The organism is Butyrivibrio sp. FCS014 (assembly GCF_000526935.1).
In the GTDB taxonomy this organism is placed as follows: Bacteria; Bacillota; Clostridia; order Lachnospirales; family Lachnospiraceae; genus Butyrivibrio.
Genome location: NZ_JAHA01000007.1, coordinates 303,366 through 327,158, shown reverse-complemented (window position 1 = coordinate 327,158; position 23,793 = coordinate 303,366). Strand labels below are relative to the sequence as shown.

The following is a 23,793-nucleotide window of genomic DNA, read 5'->3' as shown; positions in this document are numbered from 1 at the left end:
ATTAGTATTCTCCGATAATCTCGTTGCTCTTTATGTAATAAAACATAATCATCGTTAAGATAAATGTTGCTGTATCTGTGCAATACAACTCCGAAAGATCAAACATCGTTTTTTTTCCAATCGGTAAGTTCAAACCTCCTGGTTTTTCAGCTTTCATTGCCGTTATGATACGATCAAGTTTTAAGCATGTAGGCGAAAATTCAAAATCGTCAATTTCTTTTTCTTCGGCATTGTCTATAGAAGCCATATAAAGGCACATCATAATCCTCGAATAATCCATCTTCTGTTTAATCGTCATGCTACGCGAATTCTTTATTTCGATAGCACGTTCATAATACTTCCTTGGTCTGGGAGTAGGTAGTGGAACTGTACCTTTCTTGGTTGCCGGTTCCTTTGGAATTAATCTTTTCACAATATCGTCCCAATCCGAAACATACTTCTGAAATATCTTGTCAAAAGAACTTCCTATCTTTAATTCTAGCTTTTCAAAATAATCACATACTTTTTCAGAAAATATGTCCTGAGTGATTTTTTCTTCTGGCACAAATGTAAAAACCAAGTATTCACCCAACAGCTTTTCCTTAAGTGCCATAAACTGTTCAGACTTTATTTCATTTACTGTTTCTTTTACAAAATCCTTGATTTCCACTTGAAATCCTCCTTGTACGCATCATTATGATATGCGTAGTCAAAATAAGGGGACTTGAGTTAAGCAATTGCTGTTTCCTCGTAGTCCCCAACATATATAATTATAGCAAAGTTGTCAGTAATATTCCTGATTTTATAGAATATTTACTCTTTGCAGAAGTTCTGCAAAGAGCTCTCACAACTGATTTTATCAGCATCTCATATTATTCAAAAGACGTCCGTGAATTACTTTTTGATTACCCTACATAACCATTTCTTTTAACAATCTTAAAATAAATATTTCCAGCAATATTGCGCTCCCCCAAAAGTGAGTATATATACATTTCTTACATCAGCACTATCTCCACAAACACCCCCGATACAAATGCTCAAATGATCAACCTCTTCTGTCCTTGTGGTCTCATAAAGCTCATTAAGTCTATTATCAGAATCCGTCTCTAGCTAAAATAATGCAAAACACTATAATACAAATCTCTTATGTAACTCCAAACATAATCCTTTGCAAGACATAGGAGGCAAACCACCATAATCAATAATAAAATTAAAAATTCTTTACCTTCTTTCTCTTCACGCTTTCTATTGGAATATGCAACAAATCCAGCTAGTCCCAAGCCAATTAGAAATCCCAGTCCAGTCCCCCCGTTATCTGGCACAGAATCTGACTCATCATTGGCGTCATCATCATAATCTTCATAGTCGTCCTCTTCATAGTCATCCTCTTCATTGTTAACAGTAGTAGAAATTCTATTGTCGTTATCTTCGGCCTCTTGTATACCATCATTTAATTCACGTATCTCTTCATATTTTTGATAAATACTATATTCAAGCTTCTTTATTTCTTTCTCTGCTTGCTTTCTAAGTTTTGCTTTTTTTCCAATTAGCGCTAATTTGTTAGCTTTCTTTATCTGTTCATCATCTTCTATCTGTTCTCTTAACTGAGCAATCTCAGCATAGAGAGAATCTATTTTTCTTTGAGCATTTTCTTTTTCTTCTTTTTGCAATTGTTGCTTCTTTTTTTTGATTGAGTCTTCTCCAAACACATAAAGAATAAGCATAAAAAAACCTGCCAGTAAAAGAAAGGTTCCTTCAGACTTACCCTCAGAAATAAACAACCCTCCCCCTAAAAGCATTAAAAGTGCCAAAAAAATGCAAAATGAGTTGGCAAAAGACATAATCATTAAGTTTGATTCGCTGATGTGACAGCTTTTACGTTTTTTATTCATCACAGCAGTCCCTATACCTCTAGACATATACACAATGATTTTATCGAAATATTGTAAACACCTTTTTAACAATGAATAAAAAAACACATAAATGTCGAAATCTTATTTATGTAAAAATGTAGATCGTTTATATGCTATCCCTCCAGATCTTGTTACTGAAGCTATATTAAATTAAACAATTAATCCCAAACTCCACCAAGGGGTTTCTTGTGATAGATTTGATTGGGTTCGGTAGGGGAGCGAATGTGAATTGAGCTCTTCCGCCGCAAATGCCCAATACAGATAAGTGCGGCGGAAGCGCCTTGGCAAAATCATCGAAATCTTGTAAATCCGCCGCATATATCCAATTACGCAATCTGCTGATCAGTTTACACATCATCTTTTCCATTATCCAAAATAAAGACAAACAATTATAGAAAAACAAGATTTTTTCTTCCAAAACAAGTTGTCTCAACAAATGTTGTCTACAAAAATCAGCCATTTTAGACAGCTTTATCCAGTCTCACTTTCCTTCAGATAAAACCTCAGAATACAGGCATTCAAATCGCAAGACAATTAAATTACATACCCCTAATTTGCCTTTCTAATTATTTAGAATCACATTATTGTATGCTATTCTTTCTGTAATTCACAACAATTTAATTTATCATTAAAGAAATGGAGGGAAATGGCTATGAAGAAGCGCGAAAACTTTAATTACCAGATTGAAAGTTTCATCGAGAAACACAACGGAACAATCCAGATTGTATTCTTCATTTTGGTTTGTTTTGTAGGTGGAGTGCTCTTGTTCTTTGGTGCGCCGTGGGGAGATGAAGATTCAGCAAAGAACACGTCAATTTTGTTCAGCATTATTCTTACTCTTCTTCTCGCCATCACAGTCGAGATCATCCTGCTCCAGATCAAAGACTCCTCTATGCAGAGGAAGATTAACTCCATCGGTGAAGTAGTAAGACAGCAGGCTGAATTTACACATATTTGGAATAAGGAAAACGATCTGCTGCCCTTCTTCGAAAAGGCCAAGAATGAATTGTTCATTTCCGGTATTGTGATAGACAAGTTTATCGAGAAGTATTCAAGTGAGATCGACAAACTCCTGGAACGGAATGTCAAAATCAATATTTTGCTTGAATCTTCTGATGAGATCACACAGGCCGCTAAGTTCCTGAATGGATCAGATTATGACGATAACAGTGAGGTTCTTTTAGACGGCAGGATTAAGAAGACATTAAAATATCTCAATGAAAAGATGAAACGCTATAGCAAGAACGGGTCATGTAATCTGATCGAAATACGCTCAGCAAAGGCCCCCATCATTAATCCTTCGATCATTGCTTATGATTATTCAGACAAATACGACTTAGCCACGAGAAGGACCAAGTTGCAGACTGCACCTGAAATGTCTGTAAGATTCTACATTCAGGGTGCAGATGGGGTTAACAGTGCAGTAAAGACACATCCGACGCTGCTGATCAACAGTAATATCATGCCGGAGCAGTATGATGAATTCATCAAGATTCTTAATACTATGTGGTCTTCTTCAAGCCCGACAGAAATGGCAATGAGTGAAATTCAGGATGCTCCTACTCCCATGGCTGACCCTGTCACCACCTGACCATGAGGCCAAGATGGGGGCGCTTCTCATCAGCCTAGTCAGCAGCAACTTGGAATCATGCCACATGTGACGTACTCCCTAAAATAAATAAGATCAGGAGCAAACCTCCTGGTCTTATTTATTTTGCAGTTCTTAGTATACTGTATCCCTGATCTAACACTGTATTGGTTGCTGCGGTCGGGCGAGGGGGATGTGAATTGAGTTCTTCCGCCGCAGCTATCCAATTACGCAAACTGCAGCTCAGTCTGTATCATCCATGATCATGTATAAAACTGCAGTTTTTAAATATAACAGAGAATGATAAACCGGAATTGTTATGACTGCTTCTTTTCCAGCGCCTTTCCATACATGTATCTTCCGGTCAGAAATACGCACAGTCCAAAAACAGCGGATATCATCATAACCGCATATCCCATTCTTGTTATCTCGCCTTCTTCAGTTCTTAAGTCATTGTTTTTTCCAAGTAGTTTGATCATTATTCTTCCCCTCTGTAAACTGTCGATTTTTCTCAATCATCGCGATTGAATGCAGCTCTTTTCCCTAAATCAGCACCCCGTCGAAGTGATCGATCTCGTGCTGGATTATCTGCGCGGTGAAGTCCTTGTACTTTCCGTGCTTTGGCCGGAAGTCGCCGTCCAGGTAGTCCACCTCGATCTCTTTATACCGGGTGCAGGGGCGGGCGCCGTCCAGGGAAAGGCAGCTTTCTTCGGTCTGATACGCGCCGGTTTTGGCGGTGATCACGGGATTGATCATTGGGAAAAGAAACGGTCCCATAGCCACAACTATGATCCGCTTTTTGACGCCTATCATGTTGGCGGCCATGCCCACGCATCTGTCCCGGTTTGCTCTCAAAGTATCCAGAAGGTCCTCCACAACCTGCCTGTCCGCCTCGGTTGCGGGCTCTGACTTTTGCTGCAAAAAGAACCGGTCCTTCACTATTTCTTTTACCATAAACATTTCACCTCACAAAACCATGAACAGCGTTCCAGCGCCGATCAGTATGCACCCGATTATGGACTTCGCCGTAAACTGCTCATGCAGGAATACAAATGCAAGTATCAATGTAATAACTACACTGAGTTTATCTATCGGAACAACCTTTGATGCATCACCGAGCTGTAGAGCTCTGTAATAGCAAAGCCACGAAGCTCCGGTAGCAATTCCTGACATTATCAGAAATATCCAGCTCTTTTTACTGATTTCGGAAAGCCCACTCTGCGCATTAGTCAGAAAGACCATTCCCCAGGCCATAACAACAACTACAACTGTCCTTATGGCCGTTGCCAGATTCGAATTCACGCCATCAATTCCGATCTTTGCCAGTATAGATGTCAGTGCAGCAAAAACTGCTGACAACAAAGCAAATATGAACCACATATACACTCCTTCTTTGAGAATCCATATTAAAATCTCATTCCTCACCCGTGGCCAAAATCATAGATATCTGACCACCTTCGCCAGCTCCTCCGCCAGGGTTATGTGCCCTTCCGGGGTCAGGTGCAAAGAATCCACCTCAGATGGGTAGATGTATTTTGCTGCGTCAAAGAAGATGCAGTCCTTTCTCTCTGCCACTGCCCTGAAGAACTCCGGGAACCGCTTGGATTCCCCGATGGAGCCCTCATCGAAGGCCCCGTAAAATGCGGAGGTTCTGATGTCTTTGCCGATCTCCGGCGGCGAAACCAGTATTATCTTCGGCACAAACTCCTGTTTTTCCGCGGTAAAAGACTTAACGACATCCACCAGTTTGCCGGCACTTTCAGCGATCTGCTCCGCCGTCAGATGGAATGTGAGCTTGAGGTCGTTGCTCCCGAGCATCAGGATCATAATATCTATGGGCCGGTGGGAATACAGGCAGGGCAAAAGATAATCCATCCCGTTCTTCCAGCCGTCTATCGGGTCGTCGTAGAGGGTGGTCCTGCCGCTGCAGCCTTCCTCTATGACGTTGTATTCGTCGCCCAGGATCATCTGAAGTCTTCCGGGATAGCGGATTTCCCGGGGATAGCGGGTGCCATATCCGGGCATGTAGCCGTATGTATTTGAGTCGCCGTAACATAGAACGTTTTTGATCATTGGTGCTCCTTTGGTCTTGGCCCATTTTGGTCCCTGGGGACGAAGTCAAGGGACCATTTAGTGTCCGAAAGTATTGCTTGTGAAATGGTCCCTGGGGGACTGAGTCAAGGGACCATTTAATGTCCGAAAGTATTGCTTGTGATAGCTGCCGCCTTGGCTGCAATGGTATTGGTAGCAACATAGAGGGAACCGGTAGGTGCTACAGGGCTCATCAGAACTTTACCTGTTCCGCGATATACATTAACAAGACCTTCTCCGCTCACTGCAGAACCGATGAGAGTTTTGGTGGATCTCTCCACAGTAAACTCAAGGTTGGATGACCAGCACACTGCCAGGTTACCATCAATCTTTAACGTATCATTATTGAGCTCCACCTCAATGAGCTCACTATAGGGAACATTGCTCTCAAGGGCTGCGATGCCATTTCCTGAAAGACTTAAGTTAAAAAGGCCTTCTCCTCCCAGGGCAGCTGATGAAAGATTCTTTCTGGAGACAACCGAATTCTTTACAGAACCGGAACATGCGTAGAACATGCCGTCCTCAATTGTGATTCCTGCGCCCCAGGATGCCACATCAACAAGTACAATGAACTTATATGTAGGCTCCAGGACAAGCCATCCGTTTCCCACATACTCGGGCTTAACCGCTGACTCTTTTGTAACAGCGCCCTTTACCATCTTTCCGAAAAGATCGCCTACGCCCTTAACTCCGGAAGTCGCCTGAACATTGCCGGCTGTCCACTGCATTGACCCTGCCTGGATTATCGCCGTATTGTTGCCGTCAAGCTCAATTGCAAGCTGTCTCCTGTGAACCCCCATCTTGCTCATGAAGTACTCCGTCGTAGCATTCGCAGGAGATACACTGGCGTCCTGCATATACTCCAAAACATGGAAGTTCCCCATGTTTGCAACAAATCTTCTTCCCTCGTTCTCAAAGTTTCTGATGTTCATTGCATTTCCTCCTTTATATCAATTTGTATTGGTTCTGTTTTTATGATTGGCCAGTCAGGCAAAATAATACCATCGCCTAATATAGCGGGTTTTGGTATTACTTTTTGAAGCTCTTCCCCCGGTTTTAGAGCATTTAAGCGGCTTCTGATAATACTATGAGACATATATTGGGAGTTTGGTATTACTTTTGTAATACCAAATCACATATATATGCATGTTGGTATTATTTGAGCCCAATCTTCCAATCTTCCCAATCTTCCAATCTTCCAGTTCCTAATAAAGTCCCCATCTTAAAGCTCGACCAAGCTCGCCCCAAGTGGCTCAGCCCCTGCCTCAAGCCTCAATATATCTTATACCTTATCTTCTGCTCGTCAGTCAGCTCCGCGCCCTCGAACTGCTTGTAGAAGAAGTCCACAAGCTCATCCACAGAGCGCACTTTATACTTGAAAACATCGGCGCCGTCGGAGCAGATTGCCTCGTTAGCGGACGGGATAAAGATGTTGCCTGTGGGAACGTAGTGCAGGAAGCCGCCGTCGTTAAGGTCAATTATGTACATATCATTACTATCGCTGATGGTAACTGTATTTGAAGCCGCATCATGATCGACATACGAAATATTCTCCATCTGCACATCGGATATGAAGGCAAACTTCTCATTCTCCAGATCATATACTTTGAAAACCATATCCTGCCCCTGCAAAAACAGCAGTTTCCCATCCTCGGAGAACTTGACCAGGCTGCTATATTCACTGCCGTAATAATCAAATTTCTGAATTGCTTCGCTCTTGTCGATATCGATAATGCGCATCTTTCCATCACTGCAGCTGGCCGCAACGTACTTTCCATCCCTGCTTACGCCAACATTTCTGATCGCATCATCGCCGGCAAGTACCGTCCACTTGCCGTTTCCGATTTTCAGTTCCAGTAACTCACCTTGATTGCCTTTGCCGATGACTCTTTTGCCCTCATCAACCAAAGCGCATTTATATAAATAATGTTCGAATCCTTCATCTACGAAGTGGTACACCACGCTGTTTGACGCAAGATCGACCACATAGTAATCCGGGTGATCATAATACAAAAGATATCTGCCCTCCTCACCGATCACCAGCTCAGGCCAGCTAAGATCACCTGAGAAAGTAATTTCCTCTGTCTCTCCGGTGCTGATCGTGTACTGATATATCGCCATGCCATCCCTGAAGATAACGATCGTGTCCTCATCCTTATAGAATGCATGGTCAAAAGAAATATCATCATAGGAAATGTTGTCGATTTCCCGTCCACTTTCAGTATCATAGACGTGGATATGCCAGGTTCCGTCTACAACCCCCTGATAAACAGCGGCAAGAAACGTCCGACCTGACGGGCTTGAGGCCATATAGTAAACATCATCTTCGCATTGACCATAATCCACTCTGTCAGGATCCGGCAAAAGAGACATCACTACCAGGTTAGGTGTGTTAAGATCTCTGGAAACGAGATGTCCTTTCCCAATGTAGTAATCCCGCATCTCGTTGGATGTAAAGTAAGAGATTTCCGGGGTAGGATGTCCATCTACGCTGCTTACATCCAGTATTTTTCCATCAAAGGTTCCCACCAGCATCATGTCCGAAGTATCCATCAGAGTTACTCTTTCAATATCTGAAGAAGCCGTATAAGTCAGCTTTGTCTCTCCGGTGTCAAGATCCAGATTAAACAGTCTGGTGTTTGCTGTTACCACAAGGTCTTTTTCCTTCCTGTTATCTCTCTCGTAGATTCTTGAGCTGATGGTTACATCTGCAAATATATAGTTTCCGTGGTAGGTTCTGTTAAACTCTAACTCCTTGCAGAAGATCTCTTTTCCTGTATTCATGTCAAACTTCTGCACATATATCCGGACAGGACCGGAGCTAAGCTCGTAGCCGTTGTCAGTGGAAACAACAGCAAGATTGTTATCCGCGGTAAAAATGCAATCCATAACAGATTCTTCTTTTACGGCAAATTCAGTATTGGCACCGGTCTCCATATTTAAAACATTTAATGTGGTGGGATCTTCGCTGTCGTACTCCCACTGATAAACCAGAAGAAGGCTGTGATCGGAGGTAAAGTGTGCGTGGTCTACCGAAAACTTTTTTCCCTCTTTTCTATCAAACTTCCTGACAATACTTCCGTCAGAAAGGTCGTAGATCTCCAGCGAGCCGTCGGCAAAGGTATCATCCCTCACCACCACAGCATATTTGTTCATACCATCAATATATGCATCGTCAGCGCTTTCATCCCCAAAATTCACATCATAAACGGTATTTCCTTCTTCGTCGAAAGCCGCCAGGTACTTTCGGGAAACAACTATCATGTGGCCATCATTTTCACCTACGGCATACACGTAATTCCGATCACCCTCTATGAGTTCGGGATTTCGCTTCAAAATGCGTTTGCCGCTGGTAAGGTCCCACCAATACACGCCATGATCGTCATCATAAGACACAAGCCTGCTGCCCTCATTATTGATCATAAAATCGCGAAGCAGCAGATCATGCCTCAGGATCTTATCGGAGGTGATCATTTTCCCCGAATCATAAGAATCCGTGGCTTTCTCCAGGGCATAAATGCAGTCGCTGACCAGGGGCCTGTCCTTGCCGTTTACGGGAAGACCTTCCATGGCCAAAAGACCTGCCGTCTGCCTGTCACCCGTTTCCAGGGCATCAATAGACATTTCCGCCAGTACCTTTGACTCTTTTACCAGCATCTTCTGATAGTTCTCGTTGATTCTTTGGAGATTGTAGGCATTATAGATTGCAAAAGCTATTGAGAGCGCTGCCACGCCGGCGATGATGGCCATGCTGCGCCTTACGATGCGCTCTCTGTGACGCTGCTTAAGATCGTCGTAGTCGCAGCCAAGGATTGCTGCCACCAGACGAAGTGACTCGGATTTGATTTTCTTCTGTATCTCGCGTTTGCTGTCTCCTCTCACATCCGCGGCTAGAGGCTCAACGGGATTTCCCTCATCGTCCACAAGAAGCTGCGGGGGAAAAGACTCCGACGGCTCGCCATCCGCAAGAACAGCCAGAACATTGTCCCTGCCATGCATTGCGATGAAGGTATCGATCTCCTTCATGACCCAGTAGGACTCTTTGGTCTGCGGGGTGCAGATAACAACAAGATGCTCCGACTCTGACAGCGCCAGCTCGATATTACTGCCAAGCTCGCTTCCTATCGGCAGCTCCTCCTGGTCTCTGAAAACCCTGTTGATTCTCTTCTTGCCGGTCTCCTTCCGGATCTTCCACGGAATCCTGCTTGTCTCCAGCGCCCTGTGGATCCCCTTTGCCACAAATTTGTCCTTCTCAAGATGTCTGTAACTGACAAACGCATCGTATTTCATTTGCACACGTCCCCCCAACTGATTGAATACGCCAAGAATAGTTTATCATTAAACGCAATAAAAATCAGAAGGTATTTCAACCATTAAATAATCCCTAGGGACGGAGTCAAGGGCTCAATATATCTTGTACCTTATCTTCTGCTCGTCGGTGAGCTCCGCGACATCGAACTGGTCGTAGAAGAAGTCCACAAGCTCGTCCATGGAGCGCACCTTGTACTTGAACACATTGTAATCATCATGACAGATTACTTCTCCGCTGCTTGGAATGAAGACTCTTCCTTCGGGGATGTAATGCAGGAATCCTCTGTCATCCAGGTCAATTATGTACATCTCTTTGTGATCACTGATGGCAACCGTATTTGACGCTTTATCATATTTGACATATGAAATTTCTTTCATCTGCACATCGGAGATAAAAATGTATTCCTCTTTGACCACATCATATACTCTGAAAATCATATCCCGCCCTTGCAAAAAGAGCAGTCTGTCATCCTCGGAAAATCTGATCCCGCTGCTATACTCATCTCCGTAAAAATCAAATTCCTGTACTGCGATGTTTTCCTCAGTATCAATAATACGCATCATTCCATCGGTGCAGCTGACTGCCACATATTTTCCGTCACGGCTTGCACCAAAGCTTTTGACATAATAATCGGTGTTGTATACTGTCCACTCGCCGCTTTCAAGGTCCAGTCCCAGTGCTTCATCATCAGTGTTTTTTCCGATGACTCTTTTCCCGTCATCAACCAAAGCGCATTCGTAAAAATAATATTTCCGTTCCTCATCTGTAAAATGATTCACCACGCTATTGGACGCAAGGTCAACAACATAATAATCGTGCAAGTCATAATACAGAAGATATCTGCCGTCATCGCTGACCACCGTATCAAACCGGTCAGATTCATCCAGGAAACTGATGTCCTCTGTCTCTCCGGTGCTGATCGTATACTGACATATTGCCATATCATCCCTGAGCATGATGATCGTGTCCTCATCCTTATAGAAGGCATGGTCAAAAGAAACATCATCATACGAGAAGCTACCGAGTTCCTCTCCTGACTCGGTATCAAAGACGTAAACAAAATATGATCCGCCTATAACGCCCTCGAAGGCATTGGCAAGAAACGTCCGGCCTGACGGGCTTGCGGCAATATAGTTAACAATATTACCATCGTAGAGGCTATAATCTATCCCCTCGGGATCTGGCAAAACAGACATCACTACCAGGTTAGGTGTGCTAAGATCCCTGGATATAACATGGCCTCTTCCGATGAAGTAGTCCCGCATTTCTTCTGAGGTGAAATAAGTGATCTCCTGAGTAACTGAGCCATCTTTGGCGCTTACATCCAATATGTTTCCGTCAAAGGTTCCCACCAACATCATTTCAGACTCATCAAACAATGTTATTCTCTCAATGTCTGAGACCGCTGTGTATTTGAGCTTAATCTCGCCGGTGTCAAGATCCAGATTATAGAGACTGGAGTTTGCTGTTACCACAAGATCTTTTTCCTCCCCATCATCTCCCTGGTAGATCCTGGAATTGATGGTTACTTCTGCAAAAACATAAGGAGGATAATAGGTTCTGTGCAGTTCCAATTCTCTGGAGAAAATCTCTTCTCCTGTATTCATGTCAAACTTCTGTACAAATATCGGGCAAGGATCGGGGCCAAGCTCATATCCTCTGTCAGTGGAAACAACAGCAAGATTGTTATCCGCAGTAAAAATACAATCCATAACAGTTTCTTCTTTTACGGCAAATTCAGTATTGGCGCCGGTCTTCAGATTAAGAACATTTAAAGTGGTAGGATCTTCGCTGTCGAACTCCCACTGATGCACCAGAAGGAGGCTGTAATCGGAGTTAAAATGCGCGGATTCTACAGAAAACTCACGCTCTCCTTTTCTATCAAACTTTCTTACAAGGCTGCCATCAGTAAGATCATAAATCTGGAGAGACCCATCCGCATAGGAGCTGCTCTTCACTACAACAGCATATTTGTTATTATCATCAATATAAGCATTGCCGCAGCTTTCATCGCCAAATTTCACATCATAAACAACATCTCCGGCTTCATCGAAAGCAGTCAGGAATTTGCGGGAAACAACCACCATATTTCCGTCGTTTTCGCCCACAGCATACACAAAATTCTCACTGCCTTCTATGGTTTCCGGATTCCGTTTCAAAATGCGTTCGCCGGTGGTAAGGTCCCACCAGTACACGCCAAAGTCATCGTCATAAGAAACAAGCCTGCTTCCGTCATTATTAACCTTAAAATCCCGCAGCTCCAGATCATGCTTTAAGATCAGGTCATGGACAGGCAAATTCCCCCGGTCAAAAGAGTTGGTGGCTCTCTCCAGGGCATATATGCAATCGCTGACTAAAGGCCTGTCCTTGCCGTTTACGGGAAGACCTTCCATGGCCAAAAGACCTGCTGTTTGTCTGTCACCTTTCTCAAGGGCATCGATAGACATTTCCGCCAGTACCTTTGACTCTTTTACCAGCATCTTCTGATAGTTCTCGTTGATTCTTTGGAGATTGTAGGCATTATAGATTGCAAAGGCTATTGAGAGCACTGCCACACCGGCGATGATGGCCATGCTGCGCCTTACGATGCGCTCTCTGTGTCGCTGCTTAAGATCGTCGTAGTCGCAGCCAAGGATTGCTGCCACCAGACGAAGTGATTCGGATTTGATTTTTTTACTGATCTCGCGTTTGCTGTCTCCTCTCACATCCGCGGCTAGAGGCTCAACGGGATTTCCCTCATCGTCCACAAGAAGCTGCGGGGGAAAAGACTCCGACGGCTCGCCTTCCGCAAGAACAGCCAGAACATTGTCCCTGCCATGCATTGCAATGAAGGTATCGATCTCCTTCATGACCCAGTAGGACTCTTTGGTCTGCGGGGTGCAGATAACAACAAGATGCTCCGACTCTGAAAGCGCCAGCTCGATATTACTGCCAAGCTCGCTTCCTATCGGCAGCTCCTCCTGGTCTCTGAAAACCCTGTTGATCCTCTTCTTGCCGGTCTCCTTCCGGATCTTCCACGGAATCCTGCTTGTCTCCAGCGCCCTGTGGATCCCCTTTGCCACAAATTTGTCTCTCTCGAGATGTCTGTAACTGACAAACGCATCGTATTTCATTTGCACACGTCCCCCCAACTGATTAAACGAACTAAGAACAGTGTACCATTAAATGGAGGAAAAATCAGAGGGGCTTTTGGCCCCTGGAGACGAAGTCATGGGACCATAAGCCAAAGAGAACCGTCCCCGATGGCTCAATATATTCTGTACCTTACCTTCTGTTCGTCGGTCAGCTCCGCGCCATCAAACCGCTCGTAGAAGAAATCCACAAGTTCATCCACGGAGCGCACTTTATACTTGAACACACCGGTATCATAGGAGCAGATTGCCTCACTTCTGGCAGGGATGAATATTTCTCCTCTTGGAATGTAATGCAGAAAGCCTCTATCATTCAGATCAATAATATACATACCATTATTATCACTAATGGTAACCGTATTTGAAGCAATATCATGATCAACGTATGTAATAGCTTTCATCTGCACATCGGATATGAAGATGTACCCCCCTTTGTCCAGGTCGTATACCTTGAAAAGCTTATCCTGCCCCTGCAAGAAGAGCAATTTGTCATCCGCAGAGAATTTGATCAGACTATAATGTTCATCACCGAAATAATCAAATTCCTGAACTACACTGTTTTTGCCGGTATCGATAATACGCATTTTTCCATCGATGCAGTAGGCTGCAATATATTTTCCATCCTGACTTGCCCCAATATTTCTGACAAAGTAATCGATGTTGTATTCTGTCCATTCCCCGTTTTCAAGATCCAGCCCGAATGCTGCGCCATGATAATCCATGCCAATAGCTCTTTTCCCATCATCAACCAAGGAGCATTGAGAAAAATCATGTTCGTATCCTTCATCAACATAGTGGTATATCACACTATTGGACGCAAGATCAACCACGTAATAATCATGATAAATATAATCCAAAAGGTATCTGCCATCCTCGCCAATTACCGAGCTAGTCCAATCAAACTCATCTAAAAAAGTAATCTCCTCTGTCTGTCCGATACTGATCGTATACTGATATGCGGAGACATCGCCATCCCTGAATATGACAATTGTGTCTTCGTCCTTATAGAATGCATCCTGAGAATAAGCAATATTATCATACGAAATGTTTGTGATTTCCTGTCCGCTTTCGGTATCATAAACGTGAATATAACTCTTTTCATCTGTATTTGTCTTGAACGTTTTGACAAAGAACGTTCGTCCGGACGGGCTTGCGGCTATCTGTTCAATATTATACTCACACCTGCCATATTCCTCCCTGTCTGGATCGGGCAAAAAAGACATCACCACCATGTTAGGTGTATAGGAATCACTGGCTATCAGATGCTCTTTTCCATAATAGTAATCCTTTAATCCTTCCGTAAGAAAATAAGGATCTGTTGTGGAAGAATTGCCGGTTGTGCTATGTATTTTCACCAACCTTCCATCGATGGTTCCCACCAGCATCCTGTCTATATCATCAAGCAGAGTTATTTTTGCAATGCAAAAGGGAGCTGTATATTTTAACTTTATTTCTCCGGTATCAAGATCCAGATTAAACAGTTTGTCACTTGCTGCTACCACAAGTTCTTGTCCCTCTTCATTAAGATACTGATAGGTTCTTGAACCAATGTGTACACCTGAATGCGCACCATATTTAGAATATGATACACCGTACTCCAATTCCTTACAGAAGATTTCTTCTCCTGTATTCATGTCAAATTTTTGTACATATAGCTTAATAGAGTCGATTTTAGAAGAAGCAACCACAAGGTTGTTGTCCACTGTAAAAGCACAATCATTAACATATTTTTCTTTAACATCAAATTCAGTCATTTTACCGGCCTTAATGTCTATAAGATTTAAGATTGCAGGATTGTGGCCCAGAACCTCCCACTGATGAACCAACAAAAGGCTGTAATCCGAGTTAAAATGTGCACAATCTACATTAAATGATTTCTCCTTTTTTTGAGGATATTTTCCAACAAAACTTCCATCAGATAAGTCATAAATTTCCAGTTGGCCGTCGTCATCATATGCACCTCTCACCACTACTGCATATTTGCTCATATCATCTATATAAGCATCGTCACACTCTTTATCCTCAAAATTCACATCATAAACAACATTTCCTTCTTCATCGAAAGCTGTCAGATATCTTCCGGAAACAACTACCATATGTCCGTTGTTTTCCCCCACAGCATACACAGAATTCTTACTGTCCTCTATAACTTCCGGATTTCGTTTTAAAATGCGTTTTCCGCTGCTTAAGTCCCACCAATACACGCCGTTGTCGACATCAAAGGATACAAGCCTGCTTTCATCATCATTAACTCTAAAATCACTCAGTGGCAGATCATGTCTTAGGATTTTATCGTAAACAAGCTCCTCCCCGGAATCATAAGAATCCGTGGCCTTCTCCAGAGCATAAATGCAGTCGCTGACTAAAGGTCTGTCCTTTCCATTTACGGGAAGACCTTCCATAGCCAAAAGACCTGCTGTCTGCCTGTCTCCCGCTTCCAGGGCATCAATAGACTTTTCGGCCAGTACCTTTGACTCTTTTATCTGCATCTTCTGATAATTCTCGGTGATTCTGTGTAGATTGTAGGCGTTGTAGACAGCAAATGCTGTTGAGAGCGCTGCCACGCCCGCCACAATGGCCATGCTGCGCCGTACGATGCGTTCTTTGCGGCGCTGCTTAAGATCGTCATAGTCGCAGCCCAGGATTGCTGCCACCAGACGAAGTGACTCGGATTTGATTTTCTTACTGATCTCGCGTTTGCTGTCTCCCCTGACATCCGCAGCAAGAGGCTCAACGGGATTTCCCTCATCATCCACAAGAAGCTGCGGCGGAAAAGCCTCCGAGGGCTCACCATCTGCGAGTACAGCCAGAATGTTTTCTCTGCCGTGCATCGCAATGAAGGTATCGATTTCCTTCATAACCCAGTAGGAATCCTTTGTTTCCGGCGTGCAGATGACAACAAGATGCTCCGATTCAGAAAGAGCCTGCTCTATATTACTGCCAAGCTCGCTTCCTACCTGCAGTTCCTCCTGGTCCCTGAAAACCCTGTTGATTCTCTTTTTCCCGGTTTCCTTCTGTATCTTTCTCGGAATCCTGCTGGTCTCCAGCGCCCTGTGGATCCCCTTTGCCACAAATTTGTCTCTCTCAAGGTGTCTGTAACTGACAAACGCATCGTATTTCATCTTCAACGTCCCCCCAACTGATTAAACGAACTAAGAACAGTGTATCACAATGGTCTCCGGGGACGGAGTCATAGGCTCATTTTTTCCATATAAAAAATGGTTACAGTCCATTGAACTGTAACCATCTGTAAACTCTGGTCAAAAGAATCTTCATTTCACCGGGACGCAGTGCTTATCATTTATCTCGCACACCTTCTGCACTCGTCTTCTGTATTTCTCCTCCATGAGAGGCTCTGTTGTCAGCCATGTCTTCACAACCTCCATGGCCATCAGTCCTCCTATGATCTTCGCCCCAAGGCACAGAATATTGGAATCAGTGTGTTCCCTTGCAAGAGTGGCACACAAAGGATCCTGGCACACAGCCGCGTAGCACCCGTTTATCTTGTTAGCAATCAGCGCACTTCCGTATCCGACACCATCGCAGAAGATGCCTCTGTCGCACTCTCCCCTGGCAACCGCCAAAGCAGCGGGGTAAACAAAATCCGACAGGTCACAGGATTTCTCATCATACGTGCCAAAGTCTATGACTTCATATCCCTGAGAAACGAGATATGCCTTAATCTCTTCTTTCATCTGAGTTCCTGCATGATCATTAGCCATTGCAATTTTCATATCTGTCACCTCCGATTTTCTGATCTTTTGGTCAAAAGAAGCCGAAAGGGCAATATACTCTCTCGGCTGGATTATCATTCATGTGGCCTGTATTGTTTTAGCTTTTCACGCACGCTGCTTCGGCATCGACCTTGGAAAGGAGCTCGTCGATGGTGGCATCATTGTAGCCAAAACTCTTCCTAAGACGCTTGCGCGTTACTTCAATAGGAATGTCATTTTCACGATCGAATCGAATGTTTTCCAACGCTGCCTCTTGCTTGGTCTCTTCAATCCGCTCATTCGCTTCGCTCAGATCCTGCCTTAACTCAGCGATAAGTTTCTTCTGATAGGCTTCATGGGCAATAGCATCCTCTCTGGCTCGACACTGCTCAAGGATGCTTATGTCTGCATTTGATAAATATATAGATTCGGCAGCGGAACTCATTGATGGGTTGTCTTTTGTTATCATCCTGATTTCCTCCCACGTTGTGGCTTTAAAGAGCCTGGCCCAATCATCGATATGATTGGCTTTATCCTGCGGTGTTGCTATATCTGTATGATTTAATTCTATCACGCAGAGGTTGAATTTGTCAGTATAAGGATAATTGTCTTGTCTGACGGCAAATGTAGTCCCAGCTGCAGTCTCCGCATATCTTCCCTCGGATCCCCGCATCTATGATCCTTTCCTTTACCAGAGCAGTAAATTCGGCAAAAGAGACATCACTCCCCGCCGCGATCCCGCAAGCTTTCAGCACTTCCTCGTCATACCTTTTAACTTTCTCATCAGTGGTACATTTGCCGCCTTTATTGTTGGGACAGTTCTCGCAGACAACGTCCGTCTCTACAAGAAGTCTTATTTTCTTAGAAGGATCTTTTTCCAGCTTTTGGATTATCCGCCCCATATGATCGGTAAAATCCTCACTGTATCCTTTGCCCTCATAGAATTGAAAGCACATCCCATGATGTGGCCTTAGTATATCAACATCCCGTGTAACCTGCTCTTCCACAACTTACTCCCCTACAATTTCCTTTATTGTCTTCTCTCCAAGCGCAAGGATCGCGTCGTCCAGCACCGCAAACACGATATCAATGTCATACTCCCTGCTGCCGGTCAAAAAATCATAGCAAGCCTGTACAGCCTGCTTCCAGGCCAGGTCCTTCGGATACCCAAATATACCTGCCGAGATCAGCGGAAAGCCGATGGAATGGCATCCGTTCTCCTTCGCCAAATTCAGCGACTGCTTATATGCGCTGTACAGCAGCTTTGGCTCGTCATATTGCCCGCCGTTCCACACAGGTCCAACAGCATGGATGATGTATTTCGCAGGAAGGTCAAATCCGGGCGTGATCACAGCACTACCCGTCTCACATCCGCCAATGGCTCTGCAGGCTCTTGTCAACTGCTCAGATCCCGCCGCCCTAAAAATAGCGCCGCAAACTCCACCGCCTTCCCACAGCCCCTCGTTGGCCGCATTTACTATAGCATCAGTGTTCAGCTCTGTTATTCCTATTATCTTAACTGTTATACCTCCCATAGTCCCTTACCTCCGTCCCCAGGGGTCATTTGCAGTCAACAAATTCCATCTACACTAAAGTATATCATCCCCACCGCCTTCTCCAAAAATGAAAAATACAGTGCGTTATCCTCCGCAATAAGTGATTTTAATAGAATCCCTTTAGCCTTAAGATATCATTAACCAAAGCACACCCACACCTAATTAAAGATACGGAGGAACACCCATGTATGATATGAGAACAAGAGAAATACAGGAGGCTATTGAGGCCGCTGACGTGGCACTTGAGCATCTTGAGAGAGCAAGAAGAAGCCTCTCCAGCGCAAGTGGTTGGGGATTGTTTGATACTCTTGGCGGCGGATTTATCAGCGGCCTTATAAAACACAGCAAAATGAGCGATGCGGAACATGAAATTGATCTGGCCAAGAATGCACTGGCAAGATTCTCCAAAGAACTCAGAGATGTAGATGGCTATTCATCTGTACACATTAATGGCTTTCTCACTTTTGGAGATCTTTTCTGCGATGGATTTTTGATGGATGTAATAGTCCAGTCGCAGATTGGCAAAGCTAAGCGCGAGTGTGAAAACGCCATAGATCAGGTTACAAATATACGAAATGACTTACAAAGGATGTTGTAATACCGATTTTATGGATTCTTTATTATTCAGAAACATTTCAAACACACAGAAACGATAAGCTGTTTATATCGGTCAAAAGACATTCGCAGATACCGATAGCAAATATAACATTATAAAGGGGATTATAGAAATGGGAGTATTAGAAGCTGAAATAGCAGAATATGTCGGAAATCACACACGAAGATTTGGATATCCACCAACAGTTGAGGAACTTGTATGTACATTCGGTTTCATAAACATCATGAGATCAATGTTCTATGTGCTCAATCTGTTCAGGATTGGAATGATAAGAAATTCGCTGTTCTTTGGAACAAGTGATTTAAGACTGATCTCTGTAAAAACAAAATAACCATACATTTAGGGAACTTCTTCGCAATATCTCAGCGGAAAAGTTCCCTAAATTATTTCCTTAAACAAAACCAATAAATAAGAAATACCTCAGTATCTCCAGTGTCAATATCTAAAACTCATTGACTTTTCTATCACCATTTGTTAACCTTCAGGTGAAGAAATGGGTTTAGTGTCCGGTAAGTTCTTTATGAACCGAGGGAGTTGCTCGTTTCTTTTTTTGTCCAAAATATCATAATGAATGGTCCCATGACTCCGTCCCTAGGGACCATCCCAGCATTCAAACCCCCTCCGGCGCATCAATCTCAACGTACCCGATCTCATACTTTCCATTCCTGTAGGAAAGATCAAATCCAAGACTCTGACCGCTCCTGGGAAGCGGCTCCACGAAGCATCTGATGGCGGGGGACTCCCCCTCCCTGATCTCTGCCCAGTACACGCTCCTGAGTTGGCTGGTGCTTTCATCCGTCCACCAGTAATTTATATAGTCATCATCTACCTCTTCGCTTCTGGAAAGTCCCGCTTCCTTTATCGAATATCTGATCACAAGACCTTCCGGCTTTTCATAATCTATGGTAAAACATTTAGCTCCATTTTCTCCGCCGGCAAGCGGAAGCTCCACCTCGCGGTAGCTGCCGGAAGCATCCTTATCAAAGAGCCACATGTCGCCGAAGGATAACGGATCTGTGCTTGTATCGTAGGAAAGGGTAAAAAGAATCTCCTTTTGCCCGTCTCCGTCAAGATCACCGCCCTGGACGTGCGGAAAGCCTGTCTCCCATCCTTTGGGCACCGTGAGCAAATCTCCATTACCAAACTCTACCGTGTAGATAGCAATCTGCTCTTCGCCATCCCACTCGCGCTTTAGTCGGTCTATCTCGCCGTCGCCATCATAGTCGCTGCTTATAAAGTCATCCTGCCAGAAGTATCCATCGCACTCATCAACATATCCCTCAAATTCCCAAAGCACAAATGGGGATCTTTCCTGATCTTCTGCCTCAGACTGCGCAGCGCCGGCATCCTCTGCTGCCTTACCGGTCTCCGCCACAGCCGCATTCTCCGCTGCTTCACCGCCTTCAGCCTCAAACGCACCATCTGCCGTTTCACCACTCTCCGCCACAGCCGCACTTTCTGCCGCTTTATCACTTTCCGCCCCGCATCCGGCAACCGAAAACATCAGCGCAAGGCAAATTATAATAGCAATATTAGTCTTCATCCTCGTCATCCCACTCATCAGATGCTCCCCTTGTCCCCCAAAATGGTCCCTTGACTCCGTCACCATGGCTCAATCGCACATATACACATCAATAAAAATCTCAATCCACGAATCCTCCGGATCAAGGTGTTCTCCTATATCCCCGCCATGAACAATCCCGAATAGTTCCTTCCCGGCATCCATCAGATGATAAAGAACTTCATTCTTAACCCTCGGAATATACCCAAGCTTCTTCCCCTTGGGATCAAGAACAAGTATTGCCTTCTCGTCATACTTATTCTTTGGCTCCAACAGAAGACTGAGCCTGTCACCCTTCTTTAATGCCTTAGCCTGCTTGTAAATGGTTTTCACATGCATGGCCCCGTTTATCATGGTATTCATCAAAAAGATATCCCTGGAAAACGGAAGGCTCGTATCTATGCCATTCTTACTGAGTATGCTTGATGTAAGAGCTGCATTCTGAACACTAACAAGCTCCTTGTTTTCTCCCATAGGCTACCCCTTCTTTGCTTTACGCTTCCTGGCTTCTTTGTCGTTCTTCTCAGCCACTTTGCTGAGCTCAAGGATCTTCTCCTGAAGCTCTATTATCTTCTCTGCGCACTGCCTGTTATACTCTTCCAGTTCTTCCTGCCTTACCCTGACAGCCTCCTCATCGGCAAGAAAATCCTTCTCAGTGTAAGGGAAGCTGTTCTTGATCTCATCAATATGAGCCAAAAGAATCTCGACCTTTTCAGCAAGCTTATCTCTGAGTTCCCTAAGCTGCGCCAGATCATCAGGATTATCACCATACTTCTCGGTTATATCTGTATCATCAAGCTGATCTGCTATCTCACGAAGAGTCTCCAGGTCACCTTCCGCATAAGCTTTCTGAGCCTTTAGCAAAAGAGCCTTCTCCTTCTCGGTAGCATCCGGATTAGCGTCAGGATGAAGCTTCTTCATGATCATCCGGTAAAGACGCTTCAGCTCTTCCTTCGGCGACTCATGCACAGTATCACTGTCCTTGCCGGAGCCCGCATCCTCAGCCTTCTCCGCGTCTTTGGCCTTCCCTTCACCTTCAGCCTTTTCCGCATCCTTGGCTTTCCGCTCTTTCTTAGCCCTTTCTTCGTTCTTCTTATCCTGCTTCGCACGACGTTCCTTGTACTCCTTGTCGCGCTTCATGTCCTCTGCCTTTTTGTTCAGGTCTTCTTCATACTGCTTGTATTCCTGCTCGACCTTCTTCTGGACTTCCTCATACTTGGCTGCTTCCTGGCGGTTGATGGCAGCCTGCAAAAGCTCGATGGCTCTTTTCAGCCGTGCAATCTCAAGCCTGTAGGCCTGCGCCTGGTACTCCAGGTTCCCGACCTTCTGGTCATAGTCTGCCCTCAGTTCAACGCAGATGTGATTCTCCAGATCATCAATCTCTTCCGCAAGAGCCGCCAGCTTCAGTTCAAGCTCAAGGATCTCCTCGATCAGCTTGTCATATTCACTTACAACCGGGATGATATCCGCATTTACCCTTTTCATTCTCAATCAAACTCACATATAAAGCCAATATTTCCGGCAAATTCAGGCGAAACATCCAATACCTTATCCGGAGCATCAAAGATGTATATCATACCATCCTCTTCAAAATATTTAGCTAGTCCTACTTCCCTGGTTTCATAAGGGAACTCGCTCTTGTCGTAATCATATCCCGGAGAATTATAGCCCCAAAAGTCATACATACTTGGCATTACTTCCTGATAGGAGCCATCCTCATTGATCCATCTGAAGCTGCAGAAAGTTTCCCCTACCCATTCGCTGGATCTGTAACCGACAAAGAACGCCTTATCGGTGTATCCTTCTTTTTTAATAAGGTCAGATATAACCTTGGCCTCATCAGTGCAGGTCACCGTCGCCAGATATCCGCCTTTCTCAAGGCAGAACTTCTGAGCATCACTCCAGGAGCAGTCCTGTATAAATAATTCATACTTATGATCTGCGGAATACCACTTACCATTCTCAAGCAGATACAGGAACTCATCATAGGAGTAATAATTGTCCGGATGTTTGCCCTTATCTACATCATAGTACTCAGCTACATGAGCATTAAACTCTTCTTCGGTTACAGTCTCCTCTCCCCATTCATAGGTCAGTGTATAGGGGTAATTCTCATCTTCCCCCATCTTATCGTAATCTTCCTCAGATACATACTTAACTCCGGAAGCTATTTCCGAGAACACCCCGTTTTCCAACTTCGTGATGCTAATCGGGTAGTAATCCATATGACCTGTGTCAGTATAAATAAGACCGCTTTTTTCAATATACTGAGATCCTATTCTTGAAAGATACTGATCTACGACTTTGCCGTCATAGTAAGTAACAACCATCTGGCCACTTGCTTCTACCCCGGTATCAATGAAGAGTTCAGGAATATCATCATCGTCCAGATAGATCAAAGTATAGGAAAGTTCACTTCCGCCATCGGCAAAAGAAATATATTCCGCTCCGGTCCTTAAATACTCAGCATATGCTTTGCTCCATTCAGGAATATTATCCGGAGTCAGCTCATTAGAAGGCTCTTCCGAAACTGCCTCACTTGCCTCGGCACCTGCTTCATCCACCACGGATTCATTCTCAGCAGCTGAAGTACTTGCCTCCTCTGCAAAAGCGACTTCTTCCTCCACATCCAAAGCAGGCTCCTCGGGCGCCTGCATCGCACATGCAGATAAGATAATCGGACATAGTAAAGCAGCCATGCAATAGCTTAATCTTCTCATTTGGTTATCCTCCTCAAAAAGCATCCGGTAAAATCCAAACTTTAAATTTCATTCCGGTTCAAAGATAATACGATTATCCCGGATCAGAAGTTTTAAATCCTCCCCGGTGTCCCTTCTTTGGGAAAAGAACCAGTGGCTGCTTTCAAGTCCCGATCCACCCTTTACATATCATCGTCAAAGTCGTCGTCATCCTCAAAGTCGTCATCATCTTCATCGTCCCAGTCATCAGAGGAACGTTTCTCCTCCTCATTAAAGATGGTGTCAAACAGCACCTGGTCATAAGCTCTTCTTGCGCTTTCCTCGAAGATACTCATCTTCCCATCATGATTAAAATCCCAGCGGTCACTGCCGCCATCAAAGTTCTCCATTCCAAAATGATGATAGTCGTCAAATGTATGTGCCATAATCTTATTCCCCTTTCTGAGATGATTTGATTATGCCCGAAATGAAGTCCTATAATCCTCTCTTGATCCCACACAGGCGTTCTACCAGCGATACACATGACCTTGGGAAAAGAACCTGTGGCTAAGTTCTTCATTACTGAAATGCATTTATCAACGCACCCAATCCCATAAATACCGCACCAATAATAATCAGATAAAAGCCAAGCTCC

Annotated in this window: 22 protein-coding genes; 3 read left to right on the top strand and 19 right to left on the bottom strand. The window is 44.3% G+C overall.

Going from position 1 to position 23,793, the window contains the following annotated elements:
- Position 1 precedes the first annotated feature (1 nt).
- Entirely contained in the window at positions 2-649 is a 648-nt protein-coding gene (locus tag T456_RS0108030; RefSeq protein WP_024865681.1) for a hypothetical protein, read from the bottom strand.
- 436 nt (positions 650-1,085) lie between these two features.
- Complete coding sequence (locus T456_RS0108025; protein ID WP_024865680.1) at positions 1,086-1,871, bottom strand: coiled-coil domain-containing protein; 786 nt, start codon at positions 1,869-1,871, stop codon at positions 1,086-1,088.
- 673 nt (positions 1,872-2,544) lie between these two features.
- On the opposite strand from T456_RS0108025, the gene T456_RS0108015 reads away from it, so the two are divergent.
- Positions 2,545-3,483 carry a hypothetical protein gene (locus tag T456_RS0108015; protein ID WP_024865678.1) on the top strand — a complete coding sequence of 313 codons (939 nt, stop codon included), beginning with the start codon at positions 2,545-2,547 and terminating at the stop codon, positions 3,481-3,483.
- 314 nt (positions 3,484-3,797) lie between these two features.
- Here the strand turns inward: T456_RS0108015 and T456_RS22400 are convergent, their stop codons facing one another.
- The 12 genes from T456_RS22400 to T456_RS0107955 all read right to left on the bottom strand — a co-directional run bounded on the left by T456_RS22400 (position 3,798) and on the right by T456_RS0107955 (position 18,262).
- Positions 3,798-3,959 (bottom strand): hypothetical protein, encoded by a 162-nt coding sequence (locus T456_RS22400; RefSeq protein WP_155838051.1) that lies wholly within the window; start codon positions 3,957-3,959, stop codon positions 3,798-3,800.
- A 64-nt stretch (positions 3,960-4,023) separates the two neighbouring features.
- Entirely contained in the window at positions 4,024-4,434 is a 411-nt protein-coding gene (locus T456_RS0108005; RefSeq protein WP_024865677.1) for a peptide deformylase, read from the bottom strand.
- 12 nt (positions 4,435-4,446) lie between these two features.
- Positions 4,447-4,860, bottom strand: coding sequence for an EamA family transporter (locus tag T456_RS0108000; protein ID WP_024865676.1), 414 nt, complete (start codon positions 4,858-4,860; stop codon positions 4,447-4,449).
- Between the two features lie 57 nt (positions 4,861-4,917).
- Positions 4,918-5,553: an SGNH/GDSL hydrolase family protein gene (locus T456_RS0107995; RefSeq protein ID WP_051464994.1), complete on the bottom strand. Its 636-nt coding sequence runs from the start codon at positions 5,551-5,553 to the stop codon at positions 4,918-4,920.
- Between the two features lie 116 nt (positions 5,554-5,669).
- The gene (locus T456_RS0107990; protein WP_024865674.1) at positions 5,670-6,503 is read right to left on the bottom strand and encodes an AIM24 family protein; all 834 of its coding nucleotides are present in this window, start codon (positions 6,501-6,503) and stop codon (positions 5,670-5,672) included.
- Between the two features lie 340 nt (positions 6,504-6,843).
- Positions 6,844-9,861, bottom strand: coding sequence for a toll/interleukin-1 receptor domain-containing protein (locus T456_RS0107985; RefSeq protein WP_024865673.1), 3,018 nt, complete (start codon positions 9,859-9,861; stop codon positions 6,844-6,846).
- A 114-nt stretch (positions 9,862-9,975) separates the two neighbouring features.
- A complete protein-coding gene (locus tag T456_RS0107980) occupies positions 9,976-12,996 on the bottom strand; it encodes a TIR domain-containing protein (protein WP_024865672.1) in 3,021 nt (1,006 codons plus the stop codon).
- Positions 12,997-13,130: 134 nt separating this feature from the next.
- The gene (locus T456_RS0107975; protein ID WP_024865671.1) at positions 13,131-16,136 is read right to left on the bottom strand and encodes a TIR domain-containing protein; all 3,006 of its coding nucleotides are present in this window, start codon (positions 16,134-16,136) and stop codon (positions 13,131-13,133) included.
- Positions 16,137-16,286: 150 nt separating this feature from the next.
- Complete coding sequence (locus tag T456_RS0107970) at positions 16,287-16,748, bottom strand: RpiB/LacA/LacB family sugar-phosphate isomerase (protein ID WP_024865670.1); 462 nt, start codon at positions 16,746-16,748, stop codon at positions 16,287-16,289.
- A 97-nt stretch (positions 16,749-16,845) separates the two neighbouring features.
- Positions 16,846-17,196, bottom strand: a complete 351-nt coding sequence (locus tag T456_RS0107965) for a hypothetical protein (RefSeq protein ID WP_024865669.1) — start codon at positions 17,194-17,196, stop codon at positions 16,846-16,848.
- Between the two features lie 121 nt (positions 17,197-17,317).
- Positions 17,318-17,734 (bottom strand): DUF1284 domain-containing protein, encoded by a 417-nt coding sequence (locus tag T456_RS0107960; protein WP_024865668.1) that lies wholly within the window; start codon positions 17,732-17,734, stop codon positions 17,318-17,320.
- A 3-nt stretch (positions 17,735-17,737) separates the two neighbouring features.
- Positions 17,738-18,262 (bottom strand): macro domain-containing protein, encoded by a 525-nt coding sequence (locus T456_RS0107955; RefSeq protein ID WP_024865667.1) that lies wholly within the window; start codon positions 18,260-18,262, stop codon positions 17,738-17,740.
- Between the two features lie 205 nt (positions 18,263-18,467).
- On the opposite strand from T456_RS0107955, the gene T456_RS0107950 reads away from it, so the two are divergent.
- Positions 18,468-18,881 (top strand): hypothetical protein, encoded by a 414-nt coding sequence (locus T456_RS0107950; protein ID WP_024865666.1) that lies wholly within the window; start codon positions 18,468-18,470, stop codon positions 18,879-18,881.
- Between the two features lie 130 nt (positions 18,882-19,011).
- The gene (locus tag T456_RS0107945; RefSeq protein ID WP_024865665.1) at positions 19,012-19,230 is read left to right on the top strand and encodes a hypothetical protein; all 219 of its coding nucleotides are present in this window, start codon (positions 19,012-19,014) and stop codon (positions 19,228-19,230) included.
- A 279-nt stretch (positions 19,231-19,509) separates the two neighbouring features.
- Here the strand turns inward: T456_RS0107945 and T456_RS0107940 are convergent, their stop codons facing one another.
- The 5 genes from T456_RS0107940 to T456_RS0107920 all read right to left on the bottom strand — a co-directional run bounded on the left by T456_RS0107940 (position 19,510) and on the right by T456_RS0107920 (position 23,584).
- Positions 19,510-20,442: a hypothetical protein gene (locus tag T456_RS0107940; protein WP_024865664.1), complete on the bottom strand. Its 933-nt coding sequence runs from the start codon at positions 20,440-20,442 to the stop codon at positions 19,510-19,512.
- A 69-nt stretch (positions 20,443-20,511) separates the two neighbouring features.
- Positions 20,512-20,934 carry an HIRAN domain-containing protein gene (locus T456_RS19520; RefSeq protein WP_024865663.1) on the bottom strand — a complete coding sequence of 141 codons (423 nt, stop codon included), beginning with the start codon at positions 20,932-20,934 and terminating at the stop codon, positions 20,512-20,514.
- Between the two features lie 3 nt (positions 20,935-20,937).
- Positions 20,938-21,945 carry a hypothetical protein gene (locus T456_RS0107930; RefSeq protein ID WP_024865662.1) on the bottom strand — a complete coding sequence of 336 codons (1,008 nt, stop codon included), beginning with the start codon at positions 21,943-21,945 and terminating at the stop codon, positions 20,938-20,940.
- A gap of 2 nt (positions 21,946-21,947) precedes the next feature.
- Positions 21,948-23,180: a C-type lectin domain-containing protein gene (locus tag T456_RS0107925; protein ID WP_024865661.1), complete on the bottom strand. Its 1,233-nt coding sequence runs from the start codon at positions 23,178-23,180 to the stop codon at positions 21,948-21,950.
- 161 nt (positions 23,181-23,341) lie between these two features.
- Positions 23,342-23,584, bottom strand: a complete 243-nt coding sequence (locus T456_RS0107920) for a hypothetical protein (RefSeq protein ID WP_024865660.1) — start codon at positions 23,582-23,584, stop codon at positions 23,342-23,344.
- Between the last annotated feature and the right edge of the window lie 209 nt (positions 23,585-23,793).